At 74.6% G+C, this 16,461-nt stretch carries 11 protein-coding genes; 2 read left to right on the forward strand and 9 right to left on the reverse strand.

Annotation, left to right across the window (positions count from 1 at the left end; translation table 11 throughout):
- Positions 1–26: 26 nt before the first annotated feature.
- The 4 genes from GA0070617_RS10125 to GA0070617_RS10135 all read right to left on the reverse strand — a co-directional run bounded on the left by GA0070617_RS10125 (position 27) and on the right by GA0070617_RS10135 (position 5,972).
- Positions 27–1,031, reverse strand: a complete 1,005-nt coding sequence (locus GA0070617_RS10125; RefSeq protein ID WP_175440485.1) for a nucleotidyltransferase family protein — start codon at positions 1,029–1,031, stop codon at positions 27–29.
- A gap of 41 nt (positions 1,032–1,072) precedes the next feature.
- Positions 1,073–1,903 (reverse strand): hypothetical protein, encoded by an 831-nt coding sequence (locus GA0070617_RS30485; RefSeq protein WP_175440486.1) that lies wholly within the window; start codon positions 1,901–1,903, stop codon positions 1,073–1,075.
- An 83-nt stretch (positions 1,904–1,986) separates the two neighbouring features.
- Positions 1,987–4,728, reverse strand: coding sequence for a fibronectin type III domain-containing protein (locus tag GA0070617_RS10130; protein WP_139135630.1), 2,742 nt, complete (start codon positions 4,726–4,728; stop codon positions 1,987–1,989).
- Between the two features lie 269 nt (positions 4,729–4,997).
- Positions 4,998–5,972, reverse strand: coding sequence for an Acg family FMN-binding oxidoreductase (locus GA0070617_RS10135; RefSeq protein WP_091435789.1), 975 nt, complete (start codon positions 5,970–5,972; stop codon positions 4,998–5,000).
- Between the two features lie 323 nt (positions 5,973–6,295).
- On the opposite strand from GA0070617_RS10135, the gene GA0070617_RS10140 reads away from it, so the two are divergent.
- Positions 6,296–6,934, forward strand: coding sequence for a response regulator (locus GA0070617_RS10140; RefSeq protein ID WP_091435792.1), 639 nt, complete (start codon positions 6,296–6,298; stop codon positions 6,932–6,934).
- Positions 6,935–7,025: 91 nt separating this feature from the next.
- Here GA0070617_RS10140 and GA0070617_RS10145 read toward each other — a convergent pair whose 3' ends face one another.
- Together GA0070617_RS10145 and GA0070617_RS10150 are read right to left on the reverse strand one after the other, a co-directional pair.
- Entirely contained in the window at positions 7,026–8,654 is a 1,629-nt protein-coding gene (locus GA0070617_RS10145; protein WP_091446195.1) for a sensor histidine kinase, read from the reverse strand.
- A gap of 222 nt (positions 8,655–8,876) precedes the next feature.
- A complete protein-coding gene (locus tag GA0070617_RS10150) occupies positions 8,877–9,884 on the reverse strand; it encodes an Acg family FMN-binding oxidoreductase (protein WP_091435794.1) in 1,008 nt (335 codons plus the stop codon).
- Positions 9,885–10,126: 242 nt separating this feature from the next.
- On the opposite strand from GA0070617_RS10150, the gene GA0070617_RS10155 reads away from it, so the two are divergent.
- Positions 10,127–12,028 (forward strand): heavy metal translocating P-type ATPase, encoded by a 1,902-nt coding sequence (locus GA0070617_RS10155; RefSeq protein ID WP_091435797.1) that lies wholly within the window; start codon positions 10,127–10,129, stop codon positions 12,026–12,028.
- A 39-nt stretch (positions 12,029–12,067) separates the two neighbouring features.
- Here GA0070617_RS10155 and GA0070617_RS10160 read toward each other — a convergent pair whose 3' ends face one another.
- The 3 genes from GA0070617_RS10160 to GA0070617_RS10170 form a co-directional block, all read right to left on the reverse strand.
- A complete protein-coding gene (locus tag GA0070617_RS10160) occupies positions 12,068–12,967 on the reverse strand; it encodes a universal stress protein (protein ID WP_091435799.1) in 900 nt (299 codons plus the stop codon).
- Between the two features lie 5 nt (positions 12,968–12,972).
- Positions 12,973–15,366, reverse strand: coding sequence for a phosphoketolase family protein (locus tag GA0070617_RS10165; protein ID WP_091435801.1), 2,394 nt, complete (start codon positions 15,364–15,366; stop codon positions 12,973–12,975).
- A gap of 157 nt (positions 15,367–15,523) precedes the next feature.
- Positions 15,524–16,351 (reverse strand): universal stress protein, encoded by an 828-nt coding sequence (locus tag GA0070617_RS10170; protein WP_091435804.1) that lies wholly within the window; start codon positions 16,349–16,351, stop codon positions 15,524–15,526.
- Positions 16,352–16,461: the final 110 nt, after the last annotated feature.

Raw genomic sequence — 16,461 nt, forward strand, 5'->3', positions numbered from 1 at the left:
ACCGCCACTGACCACGGCCGTGCCGCTCAGCCCTCGGGGTGGCGTCGGGCCGCGCGCAGCTCCCGCAGCGCCCGGGGCAGCGCGCGGGCGTGCCGGCGGTACCGGCGCAGGTGGGCCAGGAACAGCGTGCCCGCGCCGTGCCCGGCGAGCGGGTCGGCCAGCCGGAGGCGGTCGGGGGTGGGCAGGGCGAGCGTGGCGAGTCGGCGCAGCCGCCGCCACCGGGAAAGCTCGTCGAGGTCGGCGAGGTTGATCGCGAGCGGGCTGGCCCGCTGCGCGGCGAGCTGGTACGACCGTCCGCCGGTCGCGGGCAGCCCGAGGCCGGCGGCCACCGCCGCGCCCACCGGCAGCAGCCGGAGCCCGACGGTGAAGGCGGACAGCGCCGCGCACCGCTCGGCCAGGGCGGCCGCCGCCGGCCAGACCCGCAGCGGCAGCACGTCGAGGGCACGGGCCAGGTCGGCGAGGGGCCTGGCGGAGCCGCCGGGGCTGGCCGCGTGCAGGGCGACCAGTAGGGCGCAGCCCGCCTCGTCGGGCACCAGTACGGTGCCGCCGGCCAGGGTGACCGGTTCGGCCCCGGAGTACAGCACGGTCCACAGTTCGTCGGCGTCGCCTACCCGCGCGAAACCACGGTGCAGGTCCAGCACGAACGGCACCGGGCCGGGGACCGACCAGGTCTGCTCGTGCCAGAGCCCCCACCGTCGGTGCAGGGCGGTGTCCTCCCGGGGTCGGTAGCCGGCGGCGGCGAGCGCGGTCTGCGCGGCGGCGAAGCTGGCCGGCGCGACCAACAGGTCCACGTCGCCGTAGAGGCGCTCGACGCCGAGCCGGTGGGCCAGGCCGGCGCCCTTGAGCAGCACGCTCGGCACTCCCGCCTGGCGCAGCAGGTCGCTGGTGGCCAGCGCGGCGCTGTCCAGGGCGAGGCAGCGCAGCGCCAGACCGGCGGAGGCCGCGCTGCCGCTCGCCGCGCTGCCGCTCGCCGCGCTGCCGCTCGCCGCGCTGCCGCTCGCCGCGCCGCCGCTCGCCGCGTTGGCGGTCACCGGGCCATCGGCCGGCGGGAGGGGCCCGCCGGTGCCGGCGGTCACCGGGCCGCCCCGACCGGGGTGAGGGTGGCTGTCAGCAGCCGGTGGGTGGCGTCCAGGGCGGTCCAGTCGCGGGGGCGGGTGAGTTCGTACGCGGGGACGCCGGCCAGGCCGAGCAGCCGGGTCGCGTCGGAGGGCAGCTCCGGCAGGGAACGCAGGGCGGCGAGCCGGGCCAGCAGCTCGGTCGGGCCCAGCGGCGTCAACGCCGGCCCGTCGCCCCAGCGCAGGAAGAGCCAGCCGCCCAGGGGCAGCCGGTGCGGCCCGGCGGGCAGGGCGATCCGCAGCCGGCTGCCGTCACGCACGCCGCGGGTGGGCAGCGCCACGCCGGGCACCGGCTCCCGCAGGTCCACGCAGCGCGGCCCGGCGAGCACCTGGTCACCGTCGAGGACGGCGATGTCGTCGGTGAGCACCGGTACGCCCCGGGCGGCCAGCGCCGCGAGCAGGCTGCTCTTGCCGGCGGTACGCCCACCGGGCACCACCCAGGCCCGGCCGTCGAGCCCGAACGCCCCGGCGTGGAAGGTCTCCCGCCCCGCCCAGCGGTTGCAGATCACCGCCACCGGGGCGAGGTAGGGGTGGGCCAGCACCGCCGGGTCCAGCGGCGGGCCGTAGAAGGTCGCGGTGCGCAGCCGCCGGTCCAGCTCCAGGGTGCGCCCGTCGGTGAGCGGGCGGACCACCCGGTCGGCGTCCAGCGGCACCGGCTCCGGTGCCTCGGTGTCGCGTTGCCGCACGGTCACCGGTCGGCTGCCGGCCGGCGGGTACGCGGTGGCGGTCAGCTCGGTGACCCCGTCCAGGCCCCGGATGTGCAGCCCGTAGGCGGATCTGACTGGCATGCTCGTTCCTCACCTGGCTCTCGGTGGACAGCACCGGGTGGGGGCACGTCGGCCCCCACCCGGTGGTCAGCTGGTCGGACGGGTCAGCGGGTGCTGCCCCGTACGTTGGTCAGCTGTTGGCTCTTCGCCCGCTGCGCGGCGGCCTTCTTGGCCGCCTTCTGCGTCTTCGGGGTCACCGCAGCCGTGGCGGCGAGACCCGGCGGGGTGACGGGGCCACCACCGATGGCCTCGACGTCCCAGCCGACCCAGAAGGTGCCACCCTTGTCCACCTCGAAGACGAGGGCGATGTAGACGGTCCCACCGGGCGGCAGGCCGCCCAGCGGCAGTTGCGCGGTCAGCGTGCTGGAGAGCCCGCCGCCCGGCGGATCCACCGACGGCGGGTCCAGGTCGAGGTTCTGCACGGTCACCGTCCGTCCACCGACGGTGAACGTCTCGGTGGGCGTGGTCGGGTTGACCGCCCGCAACTCCGCCGGGTTGGGCGGGGTGGGGGTGCCCGGGATGGGCGCGCCGTTGACCTGGCTGAGCGTGGAGATGCGCAGCCGGACCAGGGTCGCCGGGGTGACGCCCCGGTTGGTGATCGCGCGTCGGATGATCAGCCGCTTGGGGCTGGTCGGGGTGGCGTCGATGATCTGCTGGTTCGGGGCCGCGTTGGAGGCCTTGGTCGGGTCGAGCAGGGTGGTCTGCAGGATGTTGCTCTGCTCGAACGGCCCGAACTGGCGCAGCGGCGACGGCGAGCCGAGCGTGGACGGCACCCCGTTGACCGGTCCGATCACGTTGGCGACCAGCCGGAAGTCGGTCCGGTTGTCGCGGGTGTCCTGCGGCGTGCCGGAGACCCGCAGTCGTACCCAGGCGTTCTGGACTGTCGGCGGGCTGGTGAACGCCGGCAGCGGCGTGCCGGTGGACCAGCCGGGTGTGCTGCCGGCCGCGTCGGTGATGGTGCCGGCGGCGTCGGGCACCCGCAGCCGCAGGCCGGTGCCGCCGGTGTTAGGCACCGGCCCGAGGGTCGGCACCAGCAGGTCCGCCGGGATGGTCGGGAAGGCGACGTTGTACCGCGCCGTGCCGATCAGGTAACCGACCCGGGGGCCGATGGTGGTCGCGGTGTTCGGGATCTCGATCACCACGCCGCCGGGGGCCTCCACCTTGATCCCGGGCAGCTGCATCGGGATCGAGGTGTTGTTGTAGAGCACCACGTACTGGTCGAACTGGCTGGGCGTGTTGGCGATGCCGGACTGCCGGAACTGGTCGATGAGCAACTGCCCCGGCACCCCGTTGACCTGCACCGGCACCGTGTTGGAGACGGACTCGCCGTTGGTGATGGTGGAGTCGAAGTCCACGAAGACCTGGTTGAGGCCGAACGCGGGCAGCTTCAGGGTGAAGGTCGCCCGGTTGAAACTGACGGTCTGGGTGCCCAGGTTGACGGTGACCCCGGTGCGCTGCCGGTCGAAGATGGTCACCGTGCCCTCGGCCTCACCCGGGCCGAGGTTGGCGGTGAACGTGACCGGACTGTCGAAGTTCACCGAGCTGGCGCTGGCGGTCAGGGTGACCACCGTCTGCGGCTGGATCACGATCCGGATCTGTGTTACGTCGCTGAGCCCGGCGGCGTCGGTCACCCGCAGGTCGACGCCGAAGGTGCCGGCGGTGGTGGGTCGGCCACTGATCTCACCGGTGTTCGGGTCGATGCTCAGGCCGGGGGGCAGGACGCCGGAGGCGAGCGACCAGACGTACGGGGCCACCCCACCGACCACGGTGGGTCGCAGCGAGTAGGGCGCGTTGACCTCACCCAGCGGGACGGCGGGAATGACGATGTTCGGCGCCGGGGTGACCGAGATGGTGATCAGCCGGCTGCCGATCCGGCCGGCGCTGCCGACCACCCGGACCACGAAGGCGAAGCTGCCCGCCGTGGTCGGGATGCCGGCGATGAGGCCGGTGTTCGGGTTGAGCGTCAACCCGGGTGGCAGGGCGCCGTAGGTGATGGAGAACGTCCACGGTGCCTGTCCCCGGGAGACGTCGACGTTCTGGCTGTAGGCCACGCCGACCTCGGCGTTGTTGCCGTTCCAGAAGACCCACGGCGACTCGTTCGGGACGACCGGGTGCGACGGCGCGGACTCCGGGCCGAGGCCCTGGGAGGTCAGCGCGGCGATGGTGAAGGTGTAGGTGATCCCGGCGGTCAGACCGCCCACGGTGGCGGTCAGCGGCGAGGCCGGCACCGTCTGCGACGCCTGCTTCACCCCACCGATGTACGGGAAGATGAGGTAGTTGGTGATCGGTGAGCCGCCGTCGGAGGCCGGAGGGCTCCAGCTGATCACCGCGGTGGTGACGTCGGCGGTGACCGCCCGGATGGTCGGCGCGCTGGGCAGGGCGAGCAGCTTCGGTGGGGCGGAGCGCTTGCTGGCCGGGCCGACGCCGGCCGTGTTCTTCGCCGCCACGGTGAACGTCCAGGCACCCTTGGCCGACGGCAGGGTCAGCTTCCGGCTGGTCTGCTTGGCGTCGAAGGCCTTCGTCGCCGCCTTCCGGCCGTCGCGGTACGAGGTGACGACGTACTCGGTGATCTTGTTGCCGTTGTCCTTCGGGGCCTTCCAGGTCACCACGGCGGTGGTGCCCTTCTTGGCGGCCTTCGGCCTCGCCGGGGCGGCCGGCTTGACCGGCTTGGCCTTCTCCACCAGCGGGGCCGGCGCTGCCGCCGCCTGCGGTGGGGCGGCCTGTGGTGGGGCCGCCTGCTGCGCGGCCACCGGGGACGTGCGGCCGGGTGACCGGGCTGCGGCGTTGGTCGGGGTGGTGATCGCCGAGGCGACGAGCGAACCGGCGATCACCCCCGCTACCAGCATGCGTAAACGGGACGTTCGGGGCATCCAGTGCCTACCTCTCGGGAGCTGGGGGTGGTGGCGGTGCAGAGTCGTCGGCGGGCGGCGGCGTCGGCGCACGCCGAACTGCTCGGCCGGTGGCCGAGTCGATGTGGGGAGAAAGCGAATGATATTCGCCCAGATCGATCTAAACCTGACTCTGTTCTACCACTTTTCCCAGCTCAATGGGGGTATGGCGGGTGCCGGATTTTCATCCGACGCCGACTCCGCCCGGGACGGCCCGCCGGCCCTGACTACCGCCGGCGCACCGGCAGGTCGAGAAACTCCTCGACGTCACGGCGACCGACCGGCCACCCCGGCTGGCCGTACCCGACCCGCAGCACCATCTGCGGGGTGCCGAACCGCCCCAGCGACAACCGGAGCGCCTCCCGCGCCGCCGGCACCTCGATCGGCTGGGAGAGCAGCGACACGGCCAGCCCGGCGTCGGTGGCGGTGAGCAGCACCCGCTGCAACGCCTGCCCGGCGACAACCTGGTCGGTGGCGGTGTTCCCGGCGGCACCGAGCACCGCCACCAGCGGCTCCGGCTCGAAGTCCCGGCCGGGCGCGCGTTCCCGGACCCCGAAGGCCCGGCTGGGCAGCAGATCCTGCGGCTGCGCCACCGGCCCACCGGCGGCAGCCGGCACCCCGTCGGGGGCGGGACCGCCGCGTACCCAACCGGCCAGCTCGTCCCGGTAGGCCCGGTCCCGGTCCAGCACCCGGTGGGCGCTCTGCGCCAGCGCGGCGAAGGCGTTCACCGCGCTCACCCCGATCACCAGCTCCAGCCAACCCTGCTCGGCCCGCGCCGCCTCCACCAACCGCCAACGCGCCTCGGCCGGCACCGGATTCGGCCAGAACGGCGCCCGGTGACTGAACCGGCGGGCCACGGCCGCGTGCAGACTCCGCTGCGCCGGGGTGGGCGCCCGGGGCACGTCCGGCACCAGCCGGGCCAGCACGTCCGGCTCACCCGGGTACGGCCGCAACCGCACCCGGGCCGGGGTACCGGCCACCGCCAACGACAACCGCAGGTTGAACAGCGCCGCCCCACCGGCGATCCGCGCCGCCCAGCCCGAGGGGTCGGCCGCCGGCAACCGCCGGTCCGGATCGACCGCCACCTCGATCCCGCCCTCGCGCAGCCGGAACCGCCACGGCTGACTGTTGTGCATCGACGGCGCGCGGACCGCATCCCGGGCGGCGGCCCGCAACTGCCCGACCCCGAACCCACTCTCCATGACCCCGCCCCCTCCCGACCTACCACCCACCCTCCCCCCACCCCCCGCCCCCCGTCAGGGCCCAACGACCTGAAAGGAAGGGCCCCCTGTTAACGCTTTCGGTATAGAAGGGCCCCCTTCTCACCACCCCGATGGAGCGGGGCCGGCCTCACGCCGGGGGAGCGGGTCGGCCTCACCCCGGGGGAGTGGGGCCCATCCCGGGAGAGCGGGGCCCATCCCGGGAGAGTGGGGCCCGCCCCGGGGGAGCGGGGCACGACCACGGTCGGTGGGTGACGGGACCTTCGGCCCTGCGGCGATCCGGGGCGAGGGGGTAGAAACGAGGGATGATCCGGGTGTTCCTTCTCGACGACCACGAGGTCGTCCGCCGTGGCCTTGCCGACCTGCTCACCTCCGGTGGCGACATCGAGGTGGTGGGGGAGTCCGGGTCGGCGACGGAGGCCACCCGCCGCATCCCCGCGCTCCGGCCGGACGTGGCGATCCTCGACGCCCGGCTGCCCGACGGCAACGGCATCGACGTGTGCCGGGACGTCCGGGCCGTCGACTCGTCGATCCGGGGCCTGATCCTCACCTCCTACGAGGACGACGAGGCGCTCTTCGCCGCGATCATGGCCGGTGCCGCCGGGTACGTGCTCAAGCAGATCCGGGGCACCGACCTGGTCGACGCGGTCCGCCGGGTCGCCGCCGGGCAGTCGCTGCTCGACCCGGCGATCACCACCCGGGTGCTGGACCGCATCCGCAGCGGCGTCGAGCAGCCCCGGGAGCTGCAGTCACTGACCGAGCAGGAACGCCGGATCCTGGAGTACGTCGCCGAGGGGCTCACCAACCGGGAGATCGCCGGACGGATGTTCCTGGCCGAGAAGACCGTGAAGAACTACGTCTCCAGCGTGCTGGCCAAGCTCGGCCTGGAACGGCGTACCCAGGCCGCCGTCCTCGCCACCCGCCTGCTCGGCAAACGTCCCTGAGCTGCCCGATCACCGCCTGACCGGCGGCAGACGCCCACTGAGCTGCCCGGTCACCGCCTGACCGGCGGCAGACGCCCACTGAGCTGCCCGGTCAGGCCGACAGCGGGACGCTCCAGCGCAGGCTGGTGCCGTGCGGGGTGACCGGGTCGATGGTGAACTCGCCGCCGTGGCGGTGCGCCCGTTGCCGCAGGTTGACCAGGCCACTGCGGGCGGCGGCGGGATCCATGCCGGTGCCGTCGTCGCTGACCGTGACCGTCAACCGGCCGGCGGCCACCGACACCGCCACCGTCAGCCGGGTGCACCGCGCGTGGCGTACCGCGTTGGTGAGGGCCTCGCGCAGCACGGCGGTGAGGTCGGGTCGGACCTCGTCCGGCACGGCGCTGTCGATCGGTCCGGTCAGCTCCACGACCGGGCGGTGGCCCAGCAGCGCGGCGGCCTCCGCCACCGCCTCCCGGATCTCGGTACGCAGCGCCGCGCTCATCGGGGTACGCAGCTCGAAGATGGTCCGGCGGATGTCGCGGATGGTGGCGTCCAGGTCGTCGACGGCGGCGTTGATCCGGCTGGCCACCTCGGGGCGGGTGCTGATCGGCACGGCGCTCTGCAGGTGCAGACCGGTGGCGAAGAGCCGCTGGATCACCACGTCGTGCAGGTCCCGGGCGATGCGTTCGCGGTCCTCCAAGACCACCAGCAGCTCCCGTTCCTCCTGGCCCCGGGCCCGTTCCATGGCCAGCGCCGCCTGACCGGCGAAGCTGCCCAGCAGGGCCACGTCGTCGTCGGTGGCGCCACCGTGGTCGGGGGCGTGGGCGATCAGCAGCACCCCGTGCAGGGTGTCGGCGGCGGCCAGCGGGGAGAGCACGGCCGGGCCGGCGGCGACCGGCACCGGCCAGGGTGCCGCCTCGGCCAGGTTGGCCAGCTGCGCGTGGCGGCGTTCGGTGACCGGGCCGGCGAAGGTGGTCTCGGCGGCCGGCAACACCGCCCCGACCAGCGCGCGGGCCTGCTCGTCGGCGCCGTCGACCACCTCCACGGTGAACTGCTGGGCGTCCTCGTCGTAGAGCAGCACCACCGCCAGCTCGGCCTCGGCGACCTCCCGGGCCCGCCGGGCGACCAGGGTCAACGCGTCGGTACGCCGGACCTCGCCGAGCAGCACCGAGGTGATCTCGGCGGTGGCGGCCAGCCAGCGTTCCCGGCGGTGGGCCAGCGCGTACAGCCGGGCGTTCTCGATGGCCACCCCGGCGGCGGCGGCCAACGCCACCACGATCTCCTCGTCGTCCTCGGTGAACTCCGCCGCACCCTGCTTCTCGGCCAGGTACAGGTTGCCGAAGACCTGGTCACGGATGCGGACCGGCACGCCGAGGAAGCTGTGCATCGGCGGGTGGTGCGCCGGGAACCCGTACGACCCGGGGTGCCGGGTGATGTCCGGCATCCGCAGCGGGCGGGGCTCGTCGATGAGCAGCCCCAGCACGCCCCGGCCGTGCGGCAGGTCGCCGATCCGGGCGTGCAGCTCGGCGTCGATGCCGTGGGTGATGAAGTCGTGCAGTGACCGGTCGCCGCCGATCACCCCGAGTGCGCCGTAGCGGGCCCCGACCAGCTCACAGGCCGATCCGACGATCCGTTGCAGGGTGCTGCGCAGGTCCAGGTCGGTGCCGATGCCGACCACCGCGTCCAGCAGGGCCCGCAGCCGCTCCCGGCTGGTCACCACCTCGCCTACCCGGTCCAGCATCTCCTGGAGCAGCTCGTCGAGGCGTACCCGCGACAGCGGACTCAGCCCGAGCGAGGGGATCGTCTGGTCGTTGCCGGAACGGGGTGCGCTGGCGGCCACCCGCCGAATGCTACCGCCCACCGCCGGCTCGTCGCGGCCCGCCCGAGCGACGGCGTCGCCGGTCCGGGCCGCGTGGCGGGGCGTCGCCGGTCCGGGCCGCGTGACGGGCGACGCCGGTCCGGTTCAACGCTGCGCGTCGCGTACCGCCGAGGTGTCGACGGTCTGTTCCACGGCGAGCCGGGGGGTGTGCGGCGGCCCGGCGTGCGCCGGGTCCGCCAGACCCAACCGCAGCACCAGGTACGGGTAGCCGAGGCCGGCCAGGAGCTGACGCAGGATCTGCCGGGTGCCCGGCACCTCCACCACGCCCGACAGCGGCACCACCGACACCCCGAGCCGGGTCGCGGCCAGCCAGGCGGCCGAGAGCGCCTCACCGGCCCGCAGCCAGCTCTCCGGCTCGTCCTCATCCCCGAAGAGCAGCGCGTACGCGGCCGCCCGGTCGTGCCCCGGCCCGACCGGCAGGGTGCCGGGGCGGCCGAAGTCGCGGCCCGGCACGGTGGTCTGCGGCGCCTGGTCGGGCAGCACCTCCGGCGGCAGCCCGGCACCGGAGGTACGGCTGGTCCAGTAGGCCAGCTCCTCCCGCAGCTGCGGATCGTCGGCCTCGACCGTGCCGGCGTGCGAGGCGGTCGCCGCCAACTCCAGGACCTGGTCCCGGTCCAGCAGCTGCAACCGGGCGCCCTCCCCGGAGGCGGCCTGGACGATCTCGGTGAGCTGGTCGGCCGGCACCGGATCCGCGCTGACCGGCCGCCGGTCGGTGTGCCGGACCTGCATGCACTGCACCAGGCGCATCGCCGGCGGGTCGGCCGCGCCGCGTCGCAGGTCGGTCAGCCGGGCCAGCAGCTCCGGATCGGCCGGATCGGGGCTGCGCTGCACCACCGACGTCCAGCCCTCGGCGCGCAACGCCACCCGGGCGTGGTGCAGGGCCGCTCCGCAGCTCAACGCCAGCAGCCGCCCCTCCGGGTCGGTGGCGGCCAGTCGCCGTTGCGAGGCGGTACGCAGCTCCAGGGCGTCCGGCAGCACCCGCCACCGCCACGGCTGGGTGTTGTGCACCGACGGGGCGTGCCCGGCCATCGCGGCGGCCTCGGCGAGCGCGATGGTCAACGGGCGCTGGGTGGCCGGCGTCTGAGGGCTCATCAGTCTGTGACCTCTCCGTTTTTCTCATCGTGCCCCAGCCGGGACCTGCCGGGGGCGGGGTTGCCCATCCATGGTCGGTCGGCGGGGCCGCCGACCGACACGGGCACAGGTCCGCCCCACCCGGGCCCTTCGGCCCCGCCCGGTGTGCCGGTCCGTCGCCCGGTGTGCCGGGACGCCGTGCTGGCCTGCCCGGTGTGCCGGTTTACCGCACGCGAGGCCCGGGGCGCTGGGACGATCCGCAGGTGGGGGCCGGACCTACCGAGTGCGTGCCGCAGCGGCCGGCACGGCGCGACGACACGCCCCGGCGACGGTGGTCACGCTGGCGGCAGTGGGTGCCGCTGGCCGGGTTGACCGTGGCGGTGCTGGTCGGCGCGGCGCTGGTGCTGACCGGCCGGCGCGGGGCAGGTGACCTGCTCTGGGCCGGGGTGACGCTGGCCGCGCTGCTGCCCGCCGCCTGGGCGATGCTGCGCCAGCTCTGGCACCGGCGGTTCGGGGTGGACGTGATCGCCGTGCTGGCCCTGGCCGGCGCGCTCGTGGTCGGTGAGTACCTGGCCGGGGCGGTGATCGCGGTGATGGTGGCCACCGGACGCGCCCTGGAGGCGTACGCCCAGCGTCGGGCCACCCGCGACCTGCGGGCGCTGCTGGAACACGCCCCCCGGACCGCCCGGCGACGTACCGCCGCCGGTGGCATCGAGCAGGTGGCCCTGGACCGGGTCGTGGTGGGTGACCGGTTGCTGGTCGGCCCGGGTGACGTGGTGCCGGTGGACGGCACGGCCGAGCAGCCGGCCACCCTGGACGAGTCGGTGGTCACCGGCGAGTCGCAGCTGGTCTCGCGGGCCGCGGGGCAGCAGGTGGCCAGCGGGGTGGTCAACGCCGGTGCCGGTTTCGGGCTGCGGGCCACCAGCGACGCGGCGCGCAGCACGTACGCCGGCATCGTGCGGCTGGCCGAGGAGGCCACCGCCCGCAAGGCCCCGATGGTCCGCCTCGCCGACCGGTACGCCGCCGTGTTCGTGCCGTTCACGCTGCTGCTGGCCGGGCTGGGCTGGCTGCTCTCCGGCGATGTGGTGCGGGCGGTGGCGGTGCTGGTGGTGGCCACCCCGTGCCCGCTGCTGCTGGCCACCCCGATCGCGATCGTCTCCGGGCTGTCCCGGGTCGCCCGGCGGGGGGTGCTGGTGCGTGACGGCGGTTCGCTGGAGCTGCTGGGCCGGGCCCGTACCCTGCTGTTGGACAAGACCGGGACGCTCACCGCCGGCCGGCCCCGGGCCGCCGAGACGGTCGTGGCCCCCGGCGGTGACCGCGACGAGGTGCTGCGGCTGGCTGCCTCGGTCGAGCAGCTCTCCCCGCACGTGTTGGCGGCGGCGCTGGTCGGGCAGGCCCACGAGCGGGGGTTGGCGCTCACCGAGCCGACCGGGGTGACCGAGGAGCCGGGGCGGGGCGTCAGCGGACGGGTCGGGGGGCGGCTGGTCCGGGTCGGCCAGCTCGACGGTGAGCTGCCGGAGTGGGCCGCGCGGGTCCGCGACCGCGCCGAGTCCGCCGGCAACTCGACGGTCTGGGTGAGCGACGACACCGGACCGATCGGCGCGGTCCTGCTGGAGGATCCGGTACGCCCCGACGCCGCCCAGACCCTGGACCGGCTGCGGCAGGCCGGGCTGACCCGGCTGGTGATGCTCACCGGTGACCGCCCCGGCACCGCCGACCGGGTGGCCCGCGCCGTCGGCGTCGACGAGGCGCTGGCCCGCTGCACCCCGGCGGAGAAGGTACAGCGGGTCCAGGCCGAGGCGCGACGGGCGACCACGGTGATGGTCGGCGACGGGGTCAACGACGCCCCGGCGCTGGCCGAGGCGCACGTCGGGGTGGCGATGGGCGCCACCGGGGCGACCGCCTCGGCCGACGTCGCCGACGCGGTGCTCACCGTCGACCGGCTGGACCGGCTGGCCGACGCGGTGGAGATCGCCAGGTACGCCCGTCGGATCGCGGTGCAGAGCGCCACCGTCGGCATGGGGTTGGCCGTGCTGGCGATGCTGGTCGCCGCCGCCGGCCGGCTGCCCCCGGTGGCCGGTGCGTTCCTGCAGGAAGGCATCGACGTGGTGGTGATCCTCAACGCGCTCCGCGCGCTGCGCGGTGGCCTGCGCCACCAGGAGTGAGCCCGCCCCGCCCGACCCGGGGGCCGGGCGGGGCGCGGTTCAGCGTTGCCGGATCACCGCCACCGGGCTGGCGGCGTGCTGGATGAGCTGCTGGCTGACCGAGCCGAGCAGCATCCCCCGCAGCCCGCCGCGGCCCCGGGTGCCGACCACCACCAGTTGGGCGTCCCGGCTGGCCGCCAGCAGCAGTGACTGGGGGCTCTGAGTGGCCACCTCGACGTCGACCGGTACCGCCGGGAAGGTCTCCCGCCACGGGGCCAGCGCGTCGGCGACCGCCGTCTGCTCGGTGGCCGCCGCCTCGTCGGCGTCGAAGCCCTGGGACCGGTACTGCGCGGGCGACCAGGCCCGGACGACCCGCAGTGGTACCCCCCGTTGCGCCGCCCGCTCCACGGCCCAGCCCAGGGCCAGCAGCGACGAGTCGGAGCCGTCCACCCCGACGACCACCGGCCCGGACCGCCGACCCGGCACCACCGCGTCCCCGGCTCCCGCACCACCGCCGCCAGTGTCGGTGCGGACGATGACCACCGGGCAGTGGGCGTGGGCGCTCACCGAGACCGCCGTCGAGCCGACCAACAGGCCGGCGAAGCCACCGTGACCCCGGCTGCCCAGCACCAGCAGACCGGCCTGCGCGGAGCGTTCCTGCAACACCAACGAGGGTGGGCCGTCGAAGACCTCCCCGTGCACGGTCAGCCCGGGGTGCCGGGCGGCGGCGTCCCCGGCCGCCCGCTGGACCAGCTCCTCGACCTGCCGGCGGGCGGTGTCGTCCGGCCACATGCCGGGGGCGACGCCGGGGCCGATCCAACCGGCCACGGTCAGCCACTCGAAGACGTACGCCAGGCGGACCGGCCGGCCGCTGTGGGCCGCCTCGTCCAGGGCCCAGGCCAGCGCCACGTCGGCGTCGGCCGAGCCGTCGTAGCCGACCAGGATCTCCTCGTCACTCATCGTCGTCACCTGTTCGTCGGGTCGGTTTCACGGATCCAGCGCCACTCGGCGACGCGGGGGTCGTCCTCGCCGTACCGGCGGGTGTGGTCCCGGCAGGCCTGCCGGGCGTCGACCATCTCCTGCCGCAGGTGCGCGGCCCGACCGGCCAGTCCGGGCACCCGGTCGATCACGTCGATGACCAGGTGGAAGCGGTCCAGGTCGTTGAGCATCACCATGTCGAACGGTGTGGTGGTGGTGCCCTCCTCCTTGTACCCGCGCACGTGGAGGTTGCCGTGGTTGGTCCGGCGGTAGGTGAGCCGGTGGATCAACCACGGGTAGCCGTGGTAGGCGAAGATGACCGGCCGGTCGCGGGTGAAGATGGTGTCGAACTCGTTGTCCGGCAGGCCGTGCGGGTGCTCCGAGGGGGGTTGCAGCCGCATCAGGTCGACCACGTTGACCACCCGTACCCGCAGCTGCGGCAGCCGCTGGCGGAGCAGGTCGGCGGCGGCCAGGGTCTCCAGGGTGGGTACGTCCCCGGCGCAGGCCAGCACCACGTCCGGCTCGTCACCGTCGTCGGTGCTGGCCCAGTCCCAGATGCCGAGGCCGCGCCGGCAGTGCTGGATCGCCTCGTCGATGGTCAACCAGTTCGGGGCGGCCTGCTTGCCGGCCACCACCACGTTGACGTACTGCCGGCTGCGCAGACAGTGGTCCATCGTGGAGAGCAGGGTGTTGGCGTCCGGCGGCAGGTACACCCGGACCACCTCGGCCTTCTTGTTGACCACGTGGTCGATGAAGCCGGGATCCTGGTGGGAGAAACCGTTGTGGTCCTGCCGCCACACGTGGCTGGAGAGCAGGTAGTTCAGCGAGGCCACCGGCTGCCGCCAGCCGATGCCCCGGGTGGTCTTCAGCCACTTGGCGTGCTGGTTGACCATCGAGTCGACGATGTGGATGAACGCCTCGTAGCTGGTGAAGATGCCGTGCCGGCCGGTCAGCAGGTAACCCTCCAACCAGCCCTGGCACAGGTGCTCGGAGAGCACCTCCATCACCCGGCCGTCGGCCGACAGGTGGTCGTCGTCGGCGGTGGTCGTACCGACGAACGCCCGGTCGGTGACCTCGAAGGCCGCCCCGAGCCGGTTGGAGGCGACCTCGTCGGGGCCGAACAGCCGGAAGGTCTGCGGGTTGGCGGTGATCACGTCGCGGACCCAGGGGCCGAGCACCCCGGTCGCGCCGGTCACCGGCTCGCCGGGGCGGGGCACGTCCACCGCGTACGCCCGGAAGTCCGGCAGCTCCAGGTCGCGCAGCACGCTGCCGCCGTTGGCCACCGGGTTGGCGCTCATCCGGCGCGCTCCGCGCGGTGGCAGGGCGGCCAGCTCGGCCACCGGCGCGCCGGTGGCGTCGAAGAGCTCCTCCGGACGGTAGCCGCGCAGCCAGCGTTCCAGCTCGGCCAGGTGCTCCGGGTTGTCGCGGACCTCGGAGATCGGCACCTGGTGGGCGCGGTAGGTCCCCTCGACCTGCTTGCCGTCGACCCGCTGCGGGCCGGTCCACCCCTTCGGGGTACGCAGGATGATCATCGGCCAGCGGGGCCGCTCGACCGGGCCGCCGGAGCGGGCCCGTCGCTGGATGGCGGCGATCTCGTCGACCGCCCGGTCCAGGGTCGCGGCGAGCAGCTGGTGCACGGTGGCCGGGTCGTCCCCCTCGACCAGGTACGGCTGGTAGCCGAAGCCGCGCATCATGTCGCGCAGGTCGGCGGGGGGAATCCGGTCCAGCACCGTCGGGTTGGCGATCTTGTAGCCGTTGAGGTGCAGGATGGGCAGCACCGCGCCGTCGCGGGCCGGGTTCAGGAAGACGTTGGACAGCCAGCTGCCGGCCAGCGGCCCGGTCTCCGCCTCACCGTCGCCGATCACGCAGGCGACCAGCAGGTCCGGGTTGTCGAACGCGGCGCCGTAGGCGTGGCTGAGGGCGTACCCCAGCTCGCCGCCCTCGTGGATCGAACCCGGCACCTCCGGTGCGACGTGGCTCGGGATGCCGCCGGGGAAGGAGAACTGCCGGAACAGCCGGGCCATGCCGGCCTCGTCCCGGCCGATCGAGTGGTACAGCTCGCTGTAGGTGCCCTCCAGCCAGGTGTTCGCCACCAGCGCCGGGCCGCCGTGCCCCGGCCCGGTGACGAAGATGGCGCTCAGGTCACGGGCCACGATCACCCGGTTGAGGTGGGCGTAGAGCAGGTTCAGCCCCGGGCTGGTGCCCCAGTGGCCGAGCAGCCGCGGCTTGACGTGCTCCGGGCGCAGCGGCTCCCGCAGCAGCGGGTTGTCCAGCAGGTAGATCTGCCCGACGGTCAGGTAGTTGGCCGCCCGCCAGTACGCGTCCAGCCGGCGCAACTCGTCGTCGGTCAGCGGAGCATCCAGGTCCACAGCGGTGTCCATATGGTCTCAGCCTCTCGCGGGTGGGGGAGTTCTGCATCCGGAAGGGACGTGCGGTCCGGCGCTTTCGAGGGTGCCGGGCGGCCCGGGGCGGCGGGCAGGGCCATTGGTCCCGGTCGAACCGGACGGCAAGACCCGCCACCGTGCCGGCGTCCCGGCATCACGCCGTGGGCGTCTCGGCCAGGCCCCGCACCACCAGCACCGGCGCCGGCGAGTGGTACAGCAGGGACTGGCTGACCGCGCCGAGCAGTCCCCGCCACGGCTCGTCCCCGCGCGCCGCGACCACGGCCAGCTGCGCCGAGCGGGACTGGTCCAGCAGGACGGTGCCGGGATCGCCGTGGATGGTGTGGCACTCCGCGCCCACCGACGGGTACCGCCGACCGCAGTCGGCCACCGCCTCGGTGAGGTGGGCGGTGGCGTCCGCGTCGGGGCGGTCCGGCTCGATCACCCGGACCGCCAGCACCCGCGCGGACCGACGGGCCGCGCAGTCGAAGGCGAAGTCCAACGCGGTACGGGAGCTGGCCGAGCCGTCCAACCCGACCAGGACCGGCCCCGGCGGGGGCGGCTCCCGGCGGACCACCAGCACCGGGGACTCGGCCCGGGCGGCCACCTGGACCGCCGGCGCGTCGGCGGGTACGCAGTCCGGGCAGTGGGCCATCCCACCGTCGCCGAGGACGGTCAGGAAGGCCGACGCCGACCGGCGGATCAGCGCGTCAACGGCACCGCCCTCGACCAGGTCGCCGCTGACCGGGACCACCGGGGCCACCTCGTGGGCGATCCCGGTGGCCTCCTCGATGAGCAGTTCGGCCTCGGCGCGGGGGCCGATCGGGGAGGGCGACGCCAGGGCCGCCGCCCAGTTGAAGGCGTGCAGCAGGCGCAGGGGTCGGCCGTGCGCGGCGGCCTCCCGGGCGGCCAGCTGGACCACTGTCGGGTTCGCCGTCGCCGAGCCGAGCCCGGCCACCACCGCCGACGGCTGCGGTGCGGTCATCCGGCACCACCTTTCGGCGTCGCTGCCTTGCTGACGAGGGTAGTCGCGGCACCCACCCGACGGGGCCGGTTCGCCCGCCCCGGCGCCTACCGGTTTGAAACCTCCCTGTG

It is taken from the genome of Micromonospora yangpuensis, from assembly GCF_900091615.1.
Taxonomy (GTDB): domain Bacteria; phylum Actinomycetota; class Actinomycetes; order Mycobacteriales; family Micromonosporaceae; genus Micromonospora; species Micromonospora yangpuensis.

Bases quoted from the DNA above. Each gene is read 5' to 3' on its own strand.
- GA0070617_RS30485 (WP_175440486.1), bottom strand. From the start codon at position 1,903: ATGCCAGTCAGATCCGCCTACGGGCTGCACATCCGGGGCCTGGACGGG.
- GA0070617_RS10130 (WP_139135630.1), bottom strand. From the start codon at position 4,728: ATGCTGGTAGCGGGGGTGATCGCCGGTTCGCTCGTCGCCTCGGCGATC.
- GA0070617_RS10135 (WP_091435789.1), bottom strand. From the start codon at position 5,972: ATGGAGAGTGGGTTCGGGGTCGGGCAGTTGCGGGCCGCCGCCCGGGAT.
- GA0070617_RS10140 (WP_091435792.1), top strand. From the start codon at position 6,296: ATGATCCGGGTGTTCCTTCTCGACGACCACGAGGTCGTCCGCCGTGGC.
- GA0070617_RS10145 (WP_091446195.1), bottom strand. From the start codon at position 8,654: ATGCTGGACCGGGTAGGCGAGGTGGTGACCAGCCGGGAGCGGCTGCGG.
- GA0070617_RS10150 (WP_091435794.1), bottom strand. From the start codon at position 9,884: ATGAGCCCTCAGACGCCGGCCACCCAGCGCCCGTTGACCATCGCGCTC.
- GA0070617_RS10160 (WP_091435799.1), bottom strand. From the start codon at position 12,967: ATGAGTGACGAGGAGATCCTGGTCGGCTACGACGGCTCGGCCGACGCC.
- GA0070617_RS10165 (WP_091435801.1), bottom strand. From the start codon at position 15,366: ATGGACACCGCTGTGGACCTGGATGCTCCGCTGACCGACGACGAGTTG.
- GA0070617_RS10170 (WP_091435804.1), bottom strand. From the start codon at position 16,351: ATGACCGCACCGCAGCCGTCGGCGGTGGTGGCCGGGCTCGGCTCGGCG.